General features: G+C 63.6%; 15 protein-coding genes. 4 read left to right on the forward strand and 11 right to left on the reverse strand.

The window, feature by feature from the left end; genetic code table 11:
- Nucleotides 1–33 precede the first annotated feature (33 nt).
- The 3 genes from MCUHO_RS00765 to MCUHO_RS13090 all read right to left on the reverse strand — a co-directional run bounded on the left by MCUHO_RS00765 (nucleotide 34) and on the right by MCUHO_RS13090 (nucleotide 2630).
- Complete coding sequence (locus MCUHO_RS00765) at nucleotides 34–585, reverse strand: cache domain-containing protein (RefSeq protein ID WP_067072347.1); 552 nt, start codon at nucleotides 583–585, stop codon at nucleotides 34–36.
- Between the two features lie 111 nt (nucleotides 586–696).
- Nucleotides 697–1980, reverse strand: coding sequence for a PGF-pre-PGF domain-containing protein (locus MCUHO_RS13085; protein WP_084385844.1), 1284 nt, complete (start codon nucleotides 1978–1980; stop codon nucleotides 697–699).
- The gene (locus tag MCUHO_RS13090) at nucleotides 1887–2630 is read right to left on the reverse strand and encodes a kelch repeat-containing protein (protein ID WP_328585618.1); all 744 of its coding nucleotides are present in this window, start codon (nucleotides 2628–2630) and stop codon (nucleotides 1887–1889) included. Before MCUHO_RS13090 ends, MCUHO_RS13085 begins: the two co-directional genes overlap by 94 nt.
- Nucleotides 2631–3048: 418 nt before the next feature.
- On the opposite strand from MCUHO_RS13090, the gene MCUHO_RS00780 reads away from it, so the two are divergent.
- Together MCUHO_RS00780 and MCUHO_RS00785 are read left to right on the forward strand one after the other, a co-directional pair.
- Nucleotides 3049–5037 (forward strand): hybrid sensor histidine kinase/response regulator, encoded by a 1989-nt coding sequence (locus MCUHO_RS00780; protein ID WP_067072353.1) that lies wholly within the window; start codon nucleotides 3049–3051, stop codon nucleotides 5035–5037.
- A gap of 107 nt (nucleotides 5038–5144) precedes the next feature.
- Entirely contained in the window at nucleotides 5145–5630 is a 486-nt protein-coding gene (locus MCUHO_RS00785; protein WP_067072355.1) for a TspO/MBR family protein, read from the forward strand.
- Nucleotides 5631–5748: 118 nt separating this feature from the next.
- Here the strand turns inward: MCUHO_RS00785 and MCUHO_RS00790 are convergent, their stop codons facing one another.
- The 7 genes from MCUHO_RS00790 to MCUHO_RS00820 form a co-directional block, all read right to left on the reverse strand.
- The gene (locus MCUHO_RS00790; protein ID WP_067072358.1) at nucleotides 5749–6351 is read right to left on the reverse strand and encodes a CDP-alcohol phosphatidyltransferase family protein; all 603 of its coding nucleotides are present in this window, start codon (nucleotides 6349–6351) and stop codon (nucleotides 5749–5751) included.
- A complete protein-coding gene (locus MCUHO_RS00795) occupies nucleotides 6348–6860 on the reverse strand; it encodes an adenylate kinase family protein (RefSeq protein WP_067072360.1) in 513 nt (170 codons plus the stop codon). The genes MCUHO_RS00790 and MCUHO_RS00795 overlap by 4 nt, the downstream gene beginning before the upstream one ends.
- Complete coding sequence (gene hisC / locus MCUHO_RS00800; protein WP_067072363.1) at nucleotides 6857–7915, reverse strand: histidinol-phosphate transaminase; 1059 nt, start codon at nucleotides 7913–7915, stop codon at nucleotides 6857–6859. The genes MCUHO_RS00795 and hisC overlap by 4 nt, the downstream gene beginning before the upstream one ends.
- Complete coding sequence (locus tag MCUHO_RS00805; RefSeq protein ID WP_067072365.1) at nucleotides 7899–9023, reverse strand: aspartate aminotransferase family protein; 1125 nt, start codon at nucleotides 9021–9023, stop codon at nucleotides 7899–7901. The genes hisC and MCUHO_RS00805 overlap by 17 nt, the downstream gene beginning before the upstream one ends.
- A 7-nt stretch (nucleotides 9024–9030) precedes the next feature.
- Complete coding sequence (gene guaA, locus MCUHO_RS00810; RefSeq protein ID WP_067072367.1) at nucleotides 9031–9948, reverse strand: glutamine-hydrolyzing GMP synthase; 918 nt, start codon at nucleotides 9946–9948, stop codon at nucleotides 9031–9033.
- 9 nt (nucleotides 9949–9957) lie between these two features.
- Nucleotides 9958–11547, reverse strand: coding sequence for a CTP synthase (locus MCUHO_RS00815; protein WP_067072376.1), 1590 nt, complete (start codon nucleotides 11545–11547; stop codon nucleotides 9958–9960).
- 137 nt (nucleotides 11548–11684) lie between these two features.
- Nucleotides 11685–12095 carry a PaaI family thioesterase gene (locus MCUHO_RS00820; protein ID WP_067072378.1) on the reverse strand — a complete coding sequence of 137 codons (411 nt, stop codon included), beginning with the start codon at nucleotides 12093–12095 and terminating at the stop codon, nucleotides 11685–11687.
- A 263-nt stretch (nucleotides 12096–12358) separates the two neighbouring features.
- Here MCUHO_RS00820 and MCUHO_RS00825 point away from each other — a divergent pair, with 263 nt between their 5' ends.
- On the forward strand, nucleotides 12359–13534 hold the full coding sequence (locus tag MCUHO_RS00825) for a hypothetical protein (RefSeq protein ID WP_067072380.1): 1176 nt from the start codon (nucleotides 12359–12361) through the stop codon (nucleotides 13532–13534).
- 251 nt (nucleotides 13535–13785) lie between these two features.
- On the forward strand, nucleotides 13786–15045 hold the full coding sequence (locus tag MCUHO_RS00830) for a PAS domain S-box protein (RefSeq protein WP_067072382.1): 1260 nt from the start codon (nucleotides 13786–13788) through the stop codon (nucleotides 15043–15045).
- 3 nt (nucleotides 15046–15048) lie between these two features.
- On the opposite strand, the gene MCUHO_RS00835 is transcribed toward MCUHO_RS00830, so the two are convergent.
- A complete protein-coding gene (locus MCUHO_RS00835; protein WP_067072383.1) occupies nucleotides 15049–15834 on the reverse strand; it encodes an MBL fold metallo-hydrolase in 786 nt (261 codons plus the stop codon).
- Nucleotides 15835–15903: the final 69 nt, after the last annotated feature.

The following is a 15903-nucleotide window of genomic DNA, read 5'->3' on the forward strand; positions in this document are numbered from 1 at the left end:
GGCACGCAAAAGCGGCGGGTGTTGTCGGGAATATTAACTCTGTGCCTGGCTGTTTTCCGTGACCTGCTCTGCCGGCCCCGTGTAGATTCCGGAGCCGAGCCACCAGTCCTCGTCCACCTTCATCACGTATCCCAGTTTTGATTCGACCGTCCGGTTGTGTGCGGGGTTGACATAGTAGAACCGGACGAACCCGGAGCCGTTCTCCGCCGCGTCGATGAACTGCCGGGTGTAGGGGTTGCCGAAGGCGTCGAGCTCGTCCATCCGGTTCACGCCGATCTTGTCGGGGTCGAACGGGTGGGCGAGGGCGACGTTGTTGAAGTCGTAGGCATAGATGTAGAGTTCACCCCTGACGAACGACCCGTTCGGGTCGGAGAACTCGGCGAGGGCCTTTTCTTTGCCGTTGACTCTCGCGTACTCGACCGCGCTCTCGACGAAGGCGACGAGCGTTTCATTGGAGGTGTAGTTGGGTTCGGGGCTTCCCGGCGTCGAGGCGTTGCTATCCGGCTCGCTCTGCGTGCATCCGGCGGCCATGAGGAGCAGGCCGAGGACGCAGAGGCACAGGAATGAGGTTGGCGAGATTCTCATGCCATTGATTCGGTTTTCCTTCTCATAAAATAGTCTATTGCATGATAGAGACTCCTGGGAATCCCTCAGAAAAATGGAGGGGCGATCTGCCCCGTCTCATCGATCCCGGAGTCAATCGTATTTCTGGAAGAGCGCCGGGTTCTGCCGTATGATCCACCAGCGGCGAACCAGGTAGCCGGCCCCGGCGAGCACCAGGACGATCCCGGCGACAAGGGCGACCGTTCCGAGCGGGAACTCAGGCGCCGCCCCGCCGGCCGGAGCGCCCGTGGTCTCTGTCGCGGTGGGTTCTGCGACCGCACGCGCAGTGGTCTGTGCCGCTGTCGGGGTCGTCACGGCCTCGGCCTGCTCGACCCCGCTGATCGCAAAGAGCGAGAACCCGGGGGTCGCCGCCCTGAAGGTGACCGTCGTCCCGGCGGCATCCACGACCCACGTCGGGAGGGCCTCCCATGCCGTGCCGTTGTAGTGGTACATCACGATCTCACCCGGGGTGAACCCGTGCTCCGCGAGCCACGTCTGCGGGACGGAGAAGGTGATGTTCGCGCCGGTGATCGTCTCGAATCGGGCCGGCACCAGGTCGACGTACTGGTAAACAATGGGCGGCGCCGGGGGAATCCCGGCTCCCGGGGAGGACTGCTTCCAGCCGGTGATGATGAACGTCTTGAGCCCGGTTCCGGTGACGGCGACCTTGCTCACGGCGGAGTCGCCGCCCACGTTATAGCCGCCGTCCGGCCCGGCCGTCGAGCCGCCGCCACCACCGCCGCCGCTGTAGACCGGCCTGCTGGTCGGGGTCGGTGCAGGTGCGGCCGTGACCATGATGTAGTCGATCCGTTGTGTGCTGTCGTAGCCGTCGGCGTTGAACGCCTGCAGCGTTGGCGAATAGGTGCCCGGAGCGGTATAGGTGTGTGTGGGGTTCTGGAGCGACGATCCGGCGGGCTGGAGCTGCCAGGTGTCGTTCAGGCGGTTGGTGCCGTTATTACCGCCCATGATTACGATGCTGCCGTCCGGCAGCGCGACGCTGGTGTGGGCGTGTCTCGCCGTCCATAGGTCCCCCGGGTCTTGCGGAGTGATATTCGTCCAGTGAGCGCCGCCATCGATCGACCGCCAGACGTCATTCATAGGAGTGATGGGGGAGTCCGAGCCACCCATGAGCACGATGCTGCCATCCGGGAGCGCGACGCTGGTGTGCATGTCCCTTGCCGTCCACCCGGAACTCCCGTTCACCTCCGTCCAGGTTGCTCCGCCATCGGTCGACCGCCACACGTCGTTCCGGAAGCCAACGCTGTCATCCATCCCGCCCATGACTACAATGCTTCCGTCCGGCAGTGCGACGCTGCTGTGCCCGAGCCGTGCCGACCACCCGGCATCGCCCCGGGTGTGGCGGTCTGGTTCGTCCATGTGGCTCCACCATCGGTCGACTGCCAGGTGTCGTTCAGCCAGCCACGACTATCCCAGCCGCCCATGAGCACGATGCTTCCATCCGGCAGTGCGACGCTGGTGTGGCCCCATCTTGCCGTCCATAGGTCCCCCGGGTCTTGGGGAGTGATATTCGTCCAGGTTGCGCCGCCATCCGTTGACCGCCAGGTGTCGTTGAAATAGGTGGTGCCGTTATAACCGCCCATGAGCACGATGCTCCCGTTCGGCAGTGCGACGCTGGTATGCATCTGTCTTGCCGTCCACCCGGCACTCGCGTTCACTTCCGTCCAGGTTGCACCGCCATCGGTCGACCGCCAGGTGTCGTTCAGCCGGCCGCTCTCATCCTCGCCGCCCATGAGCACGATGCTTCCGTCCGGCATCGCGACGCTGGTATGCATCTGTCTTGCCGACCACCCGGCATCGGCCCCGGGTGTGGCGGTCTGGTTCGTCCACGGCTCATCATACGTCTCGTCGCCGAAGAACCACGCCCACCCGGTCGGACCCCCGGTCGAGGCGTCGGTGAAGGCGACGGTCAGGGGTGCGGTGCCGGACGTCGGGATGCCGCTGAACGCCGCGTCAGGTGCGGCAGCACTTGCGGTGCCGACAAGCAGCAAAAGAGTTATAGTAATCAAGTAAAACATCGCCAGAGATACTTTCTTCGGGCAATCACACATTTGTGGATGAACAGTTCATTAAGGCATAAGCATTGCGTTTTCTTATAGGCGATCTTCTGAAGGCTCTGGCGGAATATCCGGCTCCGGGACGATCGTTGCCGCCGTACCCCTCCCCCACTCGAGTATCCTCTCCCGGAGCACGGGGAGCCGACTCCCGACCCCTACGGCATCCACACTCAAAGAATGAGGTATAAATTCCCCGAAGGCAGTACTACAGTAGTGAGAACCCGGCCGCGTGCGGTCAGACCCCTGCGAGGGGAGCGGCGAGCAGCCCCGCGCCGGGATGTCCCCGGATGCGGCGGCAGCCGTTCCCGGCCGGATTACCCGAGTTTACGACCGGTACCGGGGGTGCCGGGCCCTGCATACGAGTGAGACCATGAGCGAATCGTTGAGAGTGATCTTGATCGGGGAGAATCCCGGCGACGCCCCGGATATCCGGGAGATGCTTGGAGGGTGCGGGCGCGAGGTTGAATTGCTGTACTGCGAGCGCCCCGAAGACGGGCTTACTCCCGTGCTGGAAGGCGGGGTCGGGGTGGTCCTCCTCGACCTCGACTTCCCGGACGGCCGGGGAATGGGAATCTTCGACCGCCTGCGCCGGACGGCCCCCGACGTCCCGGTCATCGTGCTCACCGCGGCGGGAGAAGACCCCGCCGCGCTCCACGCGATGCAGAACGGCGCGCAGGATTACCTGGTCAAGGAAAAGACCGACGGGGAACTGCTCTGCCGGGCTGTGCGGTACGCAGAGGAACGGACGCGGGTGGAGGCCGCGCTCCGGCACTCGGAGACGATGTACCGGAGGCTCGTCGAGAACCTCAACGAGGGCGTCATCGCCGTCGACGAGACCGGTTACATCACCTTCGCAAACCCCCGCATGGGGGAGATCCTCGGCTGCCCCGCGGAACGCCTGGTCGGCTCGCCGGTCGCCGGGTTCTTCGACGCTCCCGGCCGGGCGGGCTTTGCTCCCGCGAATCCCTTCTGCCGGGAGACCGATGAGAGGCAGGAGTTCGAACTGGATCTCCTCCACTGCGACGGCGGACACGTCCACGCGCTCGTGGTCACGTCGCCGGTCACCGACGAGTCAGGCAGGTTCCGGGGCTCGATCGCCGGTATCATGGATATCACCGAGCGCAAGCGCGCCGAAGAGGAACTCCGGATCCGGAACGAGCACCTCACGATGCTCAACCAGGTCATCGGCGTCACGGCCGCCTCCCTCTCTCTTGCCGGGCTCCTGGAGGAGTCGCTCGAGAAGACGCTCGAACTGATGAGGCTCGACGTCGGCATCGTCTACATGCTCGACTCCGAACGAAAACGGGCGCTGCTGCAGCACCAGAACGGACTCCCCGGAAAGGCCCTGGCCCGGCACCGCCTGATCAAGGTCCACCACTGGCCGTTCAACTTCATCTTCATCGCCGGCCAGCCCCGCTACATCGAGCAGCAGGCCGACCCGAGCTCCATCGAGATGAGCATACTCCGGGAACTCGAGGTCTCCGCGCTCGCCTGCATCCCCCTCGTCGCGGAATCGGTCGTCGTCGGCGCGGTATACGCCGGCAGCCGGACGAAGACGTCCTTCTCCCGGGATGAGAGGGAACTTCTCGAGACGATAGGCCAGGAGATCGGGTCGGGGATCCTGAAAGGGATGCTGCACAAGAAACTCGAGGCGGCCAACCGGGAGGCGAACCTCTACCTCGACATCATGACGCACGACATCAAGAACGCCGAGAACGTCTCGAACCTCTACACTGACCTCCTCCTCGAGATACTGGAAGGAGAGGCCGCGCTCTACGCGAGAAAGATCCGGAGCAGCATCGAGAGGAGCGCCGAGATCCTCGGCAACGTCACCACGATCCGCCGCATCCACCACGACTCGCCCGACGCCGGGCAGATCGACCTCGCCACCGTCATCAGGGAGGGGGTCGCCGCCTTCCCCGACGTCGCGATCGAGGTTGCAGGGGGCACCTCCGCCCGGGTCTGGGCTGACGACCTGCTCTGTGAGGTCTTCACGAACCTCATCCGGAACGCCGTCAAGTTCGGCGGCGGGGACGTCCGGATCGCCATCCGCGTGGAGGATTACGATGGCGAGAGCGTGCTGGTCTCGGTCGAGGATACCGGGCCGGGGATACCCGATCCCATGAAGGAGTCGATCTTTCACCGGTTTGAGCGGGGATGGGTCGGGGGATACGGCGACGGCCTCGGCCTCTTCATCGTCCGGACGCTGGTGGAGAGGTACGGCGGCACCATCCGGGTGGAGGATCGGGTGGAGGGGCGGCCGGATCTCGGTACGGCGTTCCGGTTCACCCTCCGCGAGGTTCTCCCCGCCGGTGACGACGAGGGCGATGACTTCCCGGACGAAGAGGACTGCGAGTAAAATTTCGTGTTGAGATCGGTGCGCCGTCGGCGTTTCGTCGGAGCCCGGGCTGACGATTGCTACCGGGATCAAAAGGCTTAAGAACGCGGAAAACATCATTCCCCATCGTGACACCAACCTACGTCCGAATCATCCAGTTCGTCGTGGCGGTAGGGGTCAGTCTCGCAGCCGGGTGGATCGGTTCGATCTTCACGATGTCGGCGATCTCCACCTGGTATGCCGGTCTTGTAAAACCCGAATTGAATCCACCGTCATGGGTCTTCGGCCCTGTCTGGACGGTGCTCTACATCCTCATGGGCATCGCGCTCTATCTGGTCTGGAGCAAGGGATGGGGGCACAAGAACGTGCAGGTCGCGACGGCAATCTTCGGCGTGCAACTGGTCTTGAACGTCCTCTGGTCGTATCTCTTCTTCGGGATACAGGCCCCGTTCCTGGCGTTTGTCGAGATCGTCATCCTCTGGATCGCAATCCTCATGACGATTGCCGCCTTCTACCGCGTCTCGGTCCCCGCGGCGATCCTGCTCGTCCCTTACTTCCTCTGGGTGAGTTTCGCGGCCTACCTCAACTACGGCATCTACGTCCTCAACCCATAGAGGACGCGCTCATCCGGATCGTCGGGTGCAAAGGCAGGTTCGCGCCGATGCACCTGCACCCCCCGGAGAGTGGCAGCCGTGCTCCCGCGTGGAGACACAAAAAGAATCGAGAGAATTTTTACTGCTTTTCTATCTGCCGCCAGACATGGGCGAACCGCTGGAACGCGGTATAGTGCCCCAGGAAACCGAATATGACGAGGAGCCACCCGAGGTAGTTCAGGCCGTAGACCTCTCCCGGTATCAGCACCGTGAGGGCGCCTGCGATGATGATCAGCACCAGCCGATCCGCCCGGCCGAGGATCCCGCCGTAGAACCTCCCCACCCCGACGGCCTGCGCCTGGGTGCCGAGGTAGGAGGACATCAGCACGCCGGTCAGCGCGAAGACGCCGATCTGCCAGGGTGCGGCCCCGCCTGCAAATATCCCGGTGATGATGAATATATCGGCGTAGCGGTCGATGACGTGGTCGAGGAAGTCCCCGCGGATGCCGGCGATCCCCATATCGCGTGCGAGCGCCCCGTCGAGGGCGTCGAAGACGGCGTTGAACGCGACCATGATGGTGCCGAAGACGACTCCCCCGGCATAGAAGGCGATACCCGCAAGCGCCGAGACGAGGAACGACGCAATCGTCAGCGCGTTCGGGGTGACTCCGATCCTGCGCATCAGGTTCACCACGGGCTGGATGATCCCCTGCACATGCGGCCGGAACTGGTCGAGCGTCATCTCCCGACCTCCAGGTAGTCCGACCAGTCGATGGAGCCGTAGGACGGCGAGAGTTCTCCCCGGACGAACCGCTCGATCCGGTCGGCACAGTCGCCGACGGCAAGATCGGTCGTGTCCACTTCGAGAACGTGCTCGTCCGGATGCTCCTCGAGCGTCTCGACCAGGATGACGTCGAGCGCCTCCGCCTCGACGTTCTCCGCGACCTTCTCCTCCGGGTAGTCCCTCGGGGCGAGGCGCGCGGCGAGGACGTCCGGCCGGCACCGGAGCACCACCACCCGGTCGCAGGGGAGGAGGTGGGCGAGGTGGCCTTCGACAAACCCGTCGACGGGCTCGAACTCCTCCACCCACCGGTCGACATCCACCACCAGCGTCTGGCGGCGAGAGTCCTCTTCGATGACGTAGGGGCGCACCGTATCCGTCAGCCGGACGACCGTATGGCCGCGCCGTTCGAGTTCGGCCGCGATGGATGTCTTCCCGGTTCCCGGCGTGCCGGTGATGCCCGTCATCATATCTTCTTTACCGCCTCGAGGAATCGAATGTTCTCCCAGTCTTCACCGATGCTGACCCTGATGAAATGATCCCCGAGTCCGGGGAAACTGGTGCAGGATCGGACGAGGACGCCCTTCGCCGCGAGGCGTTCCGTTGCCTCGTCCCCGGTCCGGGGGTCGACGTCGATCATGACAAAGTTTGCGTCCGAGGGGTATACCCTGAACGGTATCTCTTCGGCGAACCGCCGCCGCCACTCGCGGACGTGGTCACGGGTCTCCCTCACCCGGCCGGTCTCGGCGAGCGCTCCCGCTGCCGCGGCCGCCGAGACCGAGTTCAGCGCGAACGGGGTTGCCGCCCTCTGGTAGAACGGCTCAAGCCAGGCGGGGACGAACGCGTAGCCGATCCGGAGCCCTGCAAGAGCGAAGATCTTCGACATCGTCCGCCCGATGACCAGGTTCTCGTACCGCCGCACGAGAGGCCGGTAGTCGATATCCGCAAAATCGACGTAGGCGTTGTCGAGGAAGAGCAGTCCGTCCATTCCTTCCAGGATTGCCTCGACATCCTCCGGCGGAACCGAGTTCCCCGTGGGGTTGTTCGGAGTGCAGAGGAAGGCGAGTTTTGCCCCCCGCGAGGCTTCAATGAACGCTGCCGGATCGACCGAGAAGTCGTCTCTCCGGGGGACATTCACGACCCGCGCACCGTGCGCCGCGGCCGCGATCCCGTAGAACGAGAAGGTCGGGGTCGAGACGGCCACCTTCTCGCCGGGCTCGACGACCGTCCGGATCACCGTCTCGATGACGCCGTCCATCCCCGCGCCGGTCACGAACCGGTAGTCGCCGTGGTAGCGGCGGAGGGCTTCGACGAGCGCAGATGCCCGCTCGTCCGGGTAGCGGTTAGTCTCCCGGAGAGCAGTTGCTGCCGCCTCCAGTACGTCGGCCGAGGCCGGCCGGGGGTTCTCGTTGCTCGCGAGACGGGCCACCCGGTCGAAGCCGTGCTCCCGTGCGACGTCGTCGGCCTTCTTCGCGTAGGAGTAGCCGCCCGCACCTGTATAACACGCTCTAATCAAGCGCCGCATTGATCACACCGAGAGCACAGTCGATCTCGTTGTCCGTGATCACGAGCGGCGGGATCAGCCGGAGGTTCCCATCGGCGGCGCAGTTCACGAGCACCCCGTTTGCGGCGCAGGTCTGCTGGACCTCCGCGCACCGATCGCCGATCGACATACCGATGATCAGGCCGCGGCCACGGGGGTTGTGGCGCGCGAGGCCCTTCTTGAACCGCTCGCCCTTCCGGGTCACGTCGGGGAGGATCTCCTCGATGACGCCGATCGTCGCGAGCGCCGTCGCGCAGGCGAGCGGGCCGCCGGCAAAGGTGCTCCCGTGCTCGCCCTTCTTGAACTCGAGCCCCTCGCGGGCGACGAGCGCGCCGATGGGGAATCCGCTCGCAAGCCCTTTTGCGGTCGTGACGATGTCGGGAAGAATACCCGCGTGCTGGAAGGCGAACCACTTCCCGGTCCGGCCCATCCCGGTCTGCACCTCGTCGACGATCATCAGCGCGCCGGTATCGTCGCAGATATCCCGGACGCCCCGGAGGAACTCGTCGGGCGGTATCAGGACGCCTGCTTCGCCCTGGATCGGCTCGACGAAGACCCCGGCGGTATCCTTATTGACGGCTTTTGCGAGCGCGTCGAGGTCGCCGTAGTCGACGAAGGTGCAGGGGGTCGAGAGCGGTTCGAACGGCTCCCTTATGGCAGGTTTGTGGGTGACGGCGAGCGACCCGCAGGTCCGGCCGTGGAACCCGTGGGTGAACGCGACGAAGTTCTTCCGTCCCGTCCGGACACGGGCGAGTTTTATCGCGCCGTCGTTCGCCTCCGCGCCGGAGTTCGAGAAGAACGCCTTCGAAAGCCCCGTGATCCCGACGAGTTTCTCCGCGAGTTCTGCCTGGTTCGGGATGTAGTAGAGGTTCGAGCAGTGGATCAGCTCTTTTGCCTGGTTGCAGAGCGCCTCCACTACCAACGGGTGGCAGTGGCCGGTGCTGCAGACCGCGATACCTGCCACGCAGTCGAGGTATTGCCGTCCCCGGTCGTCCCAGACGCGCGATCCCGCGCCGCGGACGATCTTCATCGTCCGGCTAAACGCGGGCATATAGTAGCGTGCATCAAGCACGCGTGAATCTTCTGCCATGATTATCTCACTCGTATTCGATCGTCGCCGGGGGTTTGGGGGTGACGTCGTAGACGACCCGGGCGACGCCGGGGATCTCGGCGGTGATCCGGGTTGCCATCCGCGAGAGCGTCTCGTAGGGGAGGAGCAGCGGGTCGGCGGTCATCCCGTCCCGTGACCCGACGGCCCGGACGGCGACGATCCAGCCGTGGAGCCGGACGTCTCCCTTGACCCCGGTTCCAAGGCCGATCAGCGCCGCGAAGCACTGCCAGGGGTGGTACTCCTCCACCAGGCACTCCTCGACGATGGCGTTCGCCTCGCGGACGATCGCGATCTTCTCCTTCGTCACCTCGCCGAGCACCCGGACGGCGAGCCCCGGGCCCGGGAAGGGCATCCGGTGCTGGATCTCCGCCGGGAGCCCGAGCCCGCCGGCGACCTCGCGGACCTCGTCCTTGTAGAGGTCGGCAAGCGGTTCGATGACGCCCTTAAACTTGATATCGAGGGGCATGCCGCCGACGTTGTGGTGGCTCTTGATGCCCCCCTCGCTCTCGATGCGGTCGGGGTATATCGTCCCCTGCAGGAGCATCGTCGCTCCCGTCCGCTTCGCTTCCCGCTCGAAGATCCTGATGAACTTCTCACCGATGGCCTTGCGCTTCTCTTCGGGGTCGACAATGCCCGCGAGAGCCTCGAAGAACTCGTCCGCAGCATCCACGACGCGGAGGTTCGCGTCGGCAAAGAGCGACCGAATCCGTCCGGTCTCTCCCTTCCGCATGAGGCCTGTGTCCACGTATATCGGGACGAGGCGGTCGCCTATCGCGCGGGTCGCGAGCGCCGCGCAGACCGACGAGTCCACGCCGCCGGAGAGTGCCATCACGACCTTTTCTTCGCCGGCAGCATCGCGTATCTCGCCGACTGCCCGGTCGATAAACTTCTCGACGTTTACCATGCTCTCATTTCACCTGATCTCTGATCTTGATTTATTCTTCTTGCATGCCTCTACAAAGCCGATGTAGGGTGGGGAGGGGTTTGTCGGGCTCGATTTGAACTCGGGGTGGAACTGCGTCGCGAGGTAGAAGGGGTGATCCGGGATCTCGCAGACCTCCATCCGCGGCCCGCAGGTCCCCGAGAAGACAAGCCCGGCGCCTTTGAGATCGGCGATGAACTCCGGGTTCACCTCGTAGCGGTGGCGGTGTCGTTCCACGATTGCCGTCTTGCCGTAAAGACCGGCAACATTCGTCCCTTCCTTGAGAGTGACGTCGCAGTTCCCGAGGCGCATCGTGCCCCCGAGGTCGCTGACGTCCTCCTGCTCGGGGAGGATGGCGATGACGTGCGTCCCCTCTCCCATCTCCTCGCTCGTGGCGTTCTCGATGCCGAGAACATGCCGGGCATACTCGATCACCGAGAGCTGGAACCCGAGGCAGAGGCCGAGGTAGGGCTTGTTGTTCTCGCGGGCATACTGGATCGCCCGGATCTTCCCCTCGATGCCGCGCTTCCCGAACCCGCCCGGGATCAGGATGCCGTCGACGTCGGCGAGATCACGGGGCTCGAACGTCTCCGCGTCCAGCCAGCGGATGTTCACCTCGGTGGAGAGCGCTCTCCCGGCATGCTTGAGCGACTCCTTGATGGACATGTAAACGTCCTCGATCCCGTACTTGCTGACGATGGCGACCGTCACCCGGTTCGTATACTCCTGCGAGACGACCCGGTACCACGCGGTATCCGGTTCCCGGTTCTCGAGGGAGAGGTAACTGCAGACGACGTCCGCGAGCCCTTCCTTCTCCAGTTCCATCGGGATCTGGTAGATGTCCGGGGCGTCCTTTGCGGAGACGACGGCTTTTACCGGGACATCGGTGAAGGTGGATATCTTCTTCTTCGTCTGCGGCCCGATCACGTCGCTGCTCCTCGCGACGATGATGTCGGGCTGCAGCCCGAGTTCACGGAGCGCCTTCACCGAGTGCTGCGTGGGTTTGGTCTTGAAGTCCCCCATCGTGTCCATCGGGACCAGGGTGACATGCACGAGGAGCATATCCTCCGGTGCGAGTTCGCCGTGCATCTGCCGGACGGCCTCGAGAAACGGCATGCTCTCGATATCGCCGACAGTCCCGCCGACCTCGACCATGCAGATGTCCGCAACCCTGCCGCCGTTTGCCTCCTCATTGGCCGCGCGGCTGATGCAGTGCCTGATCTCGTCGGTGATGTGGGGGATGATCTGGACGGTCGCGCCGAGGAAATCCCCGCGCCGCTCCTTCTCGATGACGTTCCGGTAGACCTTGCCCGTCGTGATGTTGTGGATCGATTTCAGGTTGATGTCTAAGAACCGCTCGTAGTTGCCCAGGTCGAGGTCGACTTCCCCTCCGTCGGAGAGGACGAAGACTTCACCGTGCTGGGCGGGGTTCATGGTGCCGGCGTCGATGTTCAGGTACGGATCGATCTTCACCGCCGTTACCAGGTAGCCGCGGTTTTTCAAGAGGCGGCCGATGGATGCGGTGGTGATGCCTTTTCCGAGCCCGCTCATGACGCCGCCGGTTACAACGATATACTTCAAGCTCTCGTTCCCCTCCGGTTGTGCCGGATGCTCTATCTTATGTATGTGATCTCGGGTATTGAGAATGTATTGTTCCGGCGGTCCCGGGGGAATCCCCGCGGGCGCAAAGAGGGCTTCGCCGGACGGGCGTTTCGGCGTTATCCCTCGATGACTGCGAACGATGTCGATGTCCGGGAAAGAAGCGCATCGTCCGCCGCGTTCCTGACCTCTCCGTCTGCAAACGCCACCCGGCGGCCTTTGCGGACGACCCTCCCGGTGGCGACGATCGTCCCCGTGCTGACACCCTTTATGAAACTGGTGTGCTCGTCGATCGTGGCGATCCTCTCGTTCTCGGAGAGAAGGGTATAGAGTGCAAGCGCAATCGCCTCGTCGGCGAGCGCCACGTAGACCCCGCCCTGGAGCCACCCGGCGCCGTTTAGCATATCCGGCCGGACCTCCATGCTGAGGCGGGCGCGCCCGTCGCCGTACTCGTCCACATCTATCCCCATCAGTTTGAAGAAAGGATTCGCGTCCCTGCCTACCCGTTTCAGTTCGTCAATGTAGCCCACGCGACCACACCTCCCTCCCGGAGGATTTGGGGCCAATCGGGATAAACGTTATGAGTACCAGTGCCGGATACGAGATCCGGTGCGTTTAACCTCCCGTTTTTCCGGCGGCAGGATCCGCTGCCGCGTCACTGTCCTGAGATGCCCTTTTTAGAAGAGGTCATCCTTTCGCGCGGCATATAGTGGATCGATTGACCTCTCCCGGCCTGGGTGGGCCGGAGAAGATATAACAACAAATATCTCTTCGCCTCTCCACCAATAGTGGTATGGAAGAAGCGTGGCAGCCCGAAGCGCTCCGCAACAGGCGACTCGAGCAGCTCCGGGCTACCATGGATGATTATATCGCGAAGAATACCGGACAGGTCGAGGGGAACCTCCCGGTCTTCTTCGGTCACGTCGCCGCCACGCTCGACAAGACGTTTCCCGAGCTCGACGACAGGACATATGACGACTTCATCGATGCGACCGCATCCGCACTTCTCAACGTCACGCGCGAGGCTCCTACCCCGGAGTTTCTCGAGAAGGTTCTGCGGCACGCCATGGGGAACAAGCGGCGTCGAAAGGGACGGGCAACACTCGACGTGATTGTGGGCCTGAAGTTGATCGACTCCGGCAACTACTACCAGGCGATCGAGTATCTTACTCCTCACAAGGGTTACGACGGTCGCATCAACGCTGCAATCGCCTACTGTTACTATGCCCTCTCCCTCGCGAAGAACCAGAAGTCGAGGGTTCGCCCCGACGACCTGGAACTGCACGCCCGCGAGGAGATCCTGAACATCTCGCGTGTCCGCGCCCCGCTCAACCGTCTCGGGCTCTTCAATCGGAAAGACAGCCGGCTGAACACGATCTTCTGGTTCATGCTGGACCTGGCGTTCGGCTGGTTCCCGAGCGAGCCGGAGTTCTACCGCATGGGCATCACGAAAACGAAGGACGACGGCGAGATCGAGCGCCGCAACCTCCTCCTTACCCATGCAACGGAGCGCTTCTCGGATGACAGGTTCTTCCTTGCGGAGGCGTTCAACACCCATGTGGAGTTGCGCAACGGGAGCGGTGCCGCCGCCGTCGTCAAACAGATGATGCAGCAGTATCCCGACGATCTCGAACCGCTCTATTACGGGATGAAACTCGCGATCCTCGGAGCTCAGTCAAGGTCCTACGCGAGTTTCCGGAAACTGGCGATCTTAAAGGAGTTCCCCCGGTACCTGCTTCTGGCGCTCGATACCGTCTTCGAAGTCATGTGCAACCACAAATCGGAGAGTTACTTCTGCTTCGAGGAGGCAAAGAAGGCTTCTCCCGGGCGGGACTACTACATCATGACGCTGGAATACATCCTCCGTGACTTCATCGAAGGGGACGAAGAGCGGGCGAAACGCGCAAGGTCCACGCTCTTCACGTCCGTGGATCAGTACTGTATGCAGGTCCTGAAGATAAGGGGGTGATGGAGGATGGTTGTTATGCTGCAAAGTCTCTCTCCCCGGCGGGGGATCCTGTGTTCCGCATTCTGGTCGCGTATGGCTTCAAGCAGGCGCCGCTATGCTGGAGTTTCTCTGGATTATCGGTTAAATGACCCCTTTTCTAAAATAACGGGGAGAGACAGAACGATGCATATATCTATCTCAAAGGGCAAAATCTCCTGTGAGCGGCGCTTTCAGGCCCGAATAACCAGATATGCCGTGGAGGATCGGTTACGATGACGGGAAATAAGACAACCCGGGACGGCGCCCGTGAACCGCCGGACCTTGGAGCGAATACCTGCCTCTCGATCCTCCGTGAAATGCCGGACGGCCTCGTTCTGGTGGACGGTGAGGGCAGATGCCGGTACCTGAACCCGGCGTTCACCCGGATAACCGGGTATACCCTGGAAGATGTCCCGACACTCGCTCGATGGTTCGAGCGTGCCCACCCGAACCCGGCGTACCGTCAGAAGGTGCAGGGGCCGGGAGAGGAACTGTTTTCGGGCGGCCGGGAGATCCTGGTTGCCGGCGTGGTCTGCCGGGACGGTAGAGTGCGCGATATCGAACTCCGGCGGGCGGCGGTCGATGGCGGTTATGTCCTGATCGCCGTCCGGGACGTCACCGAGCGGGCCCTGAACGAGGAGAACCTCAGGCAGGCGACGTCTGAGTTGACCGCGGTGATCGAGGCGTTTCCCGATCTCTTCATCCGGTTGAATGCCGACGGAACGATCCTCGACGTCAGGGCGGGGAGGCTCGCGGAGGCCCCGTTCCTCTCCCGGGCGCACCTCGGGCGGCGGGTGCAGGATCTCCTCCCCGCCGGGGTGAGCGAGGCGCTTTCAGGTGCGCTGCAGGAGGCCGCCAGGTCGAATACCCCCGCACCGCCCCTGGAGTTCAGCCGCGCGGAAGCCGGAGAGATCCGGCACTTCGAAGCCCGCGTCATGCCGCTCCAGGAGATGCACCTGATGGTCATCATCAGGGAGATCACGAAGCGCAGGATGGCGGAAGAGGAGTTGCACCGCCACCGCGAGCACCTGGAGGAACTCGTTACCGAGCGGACCGCCGAACTCGAGCGTGCGAACAAGCAGCTCGAGCAGTTGCTGTACTACATCGAGATGACCGAGCGCAAAGCCGCGGAGGATTGGCTGGACTCTCCGGTCGAACTGGACGCTCCCGGGTCGGCCGAACCCAGGGAGGCGAGGATCACCACCGATGCCGCCGGAATGGTCGTCATCGTGGACATGGTGGCCGAACGCCTCACCGGCTACGCGGGGGACGAACTGGCCGGGAAGTCGGTCTGGTCGCTCTTTCCAGGCGCCGGGCTCCGGGAACTTCTCTCCGGGGAGGTGCTGGGAGAGGGCCGATCGGCGGAGTACGGAGAGGTCGCGGAACTCGTGAGAAAAGACGGGTCGAACGAGACCGTCCACGTCTCCGGCGACCCGATCGCCGATGGCTCCGGCACCGTGATCGGGATGGTCTGCACCTTTTACAGGGCGTGACCCTCAGAGCCGGAAACCGTAGGACTCCGGGTGCACCGCTCCCGGGTCCTGCGGCGCCACGGCGACCCCGACCTGGTCGGAGTAGAGCCCGAGCCCTTCGAGGGCGGAGAGGAGCACTTTTTCGGGCGTGTTGTTGATCTCGCTTACGTGGGCGAGCATCGCCATGTGGATGCGGTCGGCGAGCCTCTGCAGGCACCGGGCGGCGTCGGGGTTGGAGAGGTGCCCGCGTTTCGACCGTATCCGGCTCTTTAAGTAGGCGGGATACGGGCCGTTTTCGAGCATGTTCGGGCAGTGGTTGCTCTCGAGCAGGACGGCGTCGCATGATGCAAGCGTATCGAACATCGAGGTGGTGACGGTCCCGGTATCGGTGCAGCACCCGACACGGAGATCGCCTTCGGCGACAGAGAACCCGCAGGGTTCCCGGGCATCGTGGGAGGCGGCGAACGGCTCGATCGAGAAGTCGCCGACGGAGAAGGTCTCGCCGCACCGGCACCGCCGAACCTCCGCAGACGTCTTCCCGCATTTCGCATCGAATGCCTCGAGCGTTCCGCCGGTCGCGTAGACCGGCACCCCGAGCCTCCGTGCCAGGACGTCGACGCCCCGGATATGGTCGATGTGCTCGTGCGTGACGAGTATCGCCTCGACGAGCGTTGCGTCCCCGCCGGCGGCTTCGAGGCGCCGGAGGGTCTCGCGAGCGGAGAGCCCCGCGTCGATGAGCAGCGCACCCCGCTCCCCCCGGAGGTAGGTGCAGTTTCCTTTGCTCCCGCTGGCGAGGACTGTCAGTTGCATTGTAGAAATTGTGGGTTGTGCGGCTATTTAAGATCAGGGACGGCTGCGTGCAGAATGAAGACCGGGATC

The organism is Methanoculleus horonobensis, from assembly GCF_001602375.1.
GTDB classification, from domain to species: domain Archaea; phylum Halobacteriota; class Methanomicrobia; order Methanomicrobiales; family Methanoculleaceae; genus Methanoculleus; species Methanoculleus horonobensis.

Coding starts and splice junctions, on each gene's coding strand:
- MCUHO_RS00765 (WP_067072347.1), bottom strand. CDS start 585: ATGAGAATCTCGCCAACCTCATTCCTGTGCCTCTGCGTCCTCGGCCTG.
- MCUHO_RS13085 (WP_084385844.1), bottom strand. CDS start 1,980: ATGGACGAACCAGACCGCCACACCCGGGGCGATGCCGGGTGGTCGGCA.
- MCUHO_RS00780 (WP_067072353.1), top strand. CDS start 3,049: ATGAGCGAATCGTTGAGAGTGATCTTGATCGGGGAGAATCCCGGCGAC.
- MCUHO_RS00790 (WP_067072358.1), bottom strand. CDS start 6,351: ATGACGCTCGACCAGTTCCGGCCGCATGTGCAGGGGATCATCCAGCCC.
- MCUHO_RS00795 (WP_067072360.1), bottom strand. CDS start 6,860: ATGATGACGGGCATCACCGGCACGCCGGGAACCGGGAAGACATCCATC.
- hisC (WP_067072363.1), bottom strand. CDS start 7,915: ATGCGGCGCTTGATTAGAGCGTGTTATACAGGTGCGGGCGGCTACTCC.
- MCUHO_RS00805 (WP_067072365.1), bottom strand. CDS start 9,023: ATGGCAGAAGATTCACGCGTGCTTGATGCACGCTACTATATGCCCGCG.
- guaA (WP_067072367.1), bottom strand. CDS start 9,948: ATGGTAAACGTCGAGAAGTTTATCGACCGGGCAGTCGGCGAGATACGC.
- MCUHO_RS00825 (WP_067072380.1), top strand. CDS start 12,359: ATGGAAGAAGCGTGGCAGCCCGAAGCGCTCCGCAACAGGCGACTCGAG.
- MCUHO_RS00830 (WP_067072382.1), top strand. CDS start 13,786: ATGACGGGAAATAAGACAACCCGGGACGGCGCCCGTGAACCGCCGGAC.
- MCUHO_RS00835 (WP_067072383.1), bottom strand. CDS start 15,834: ATGCAACTGACAGTCCTCGCCAGCGGGAGCAAAGGAAACTGCACCTAC.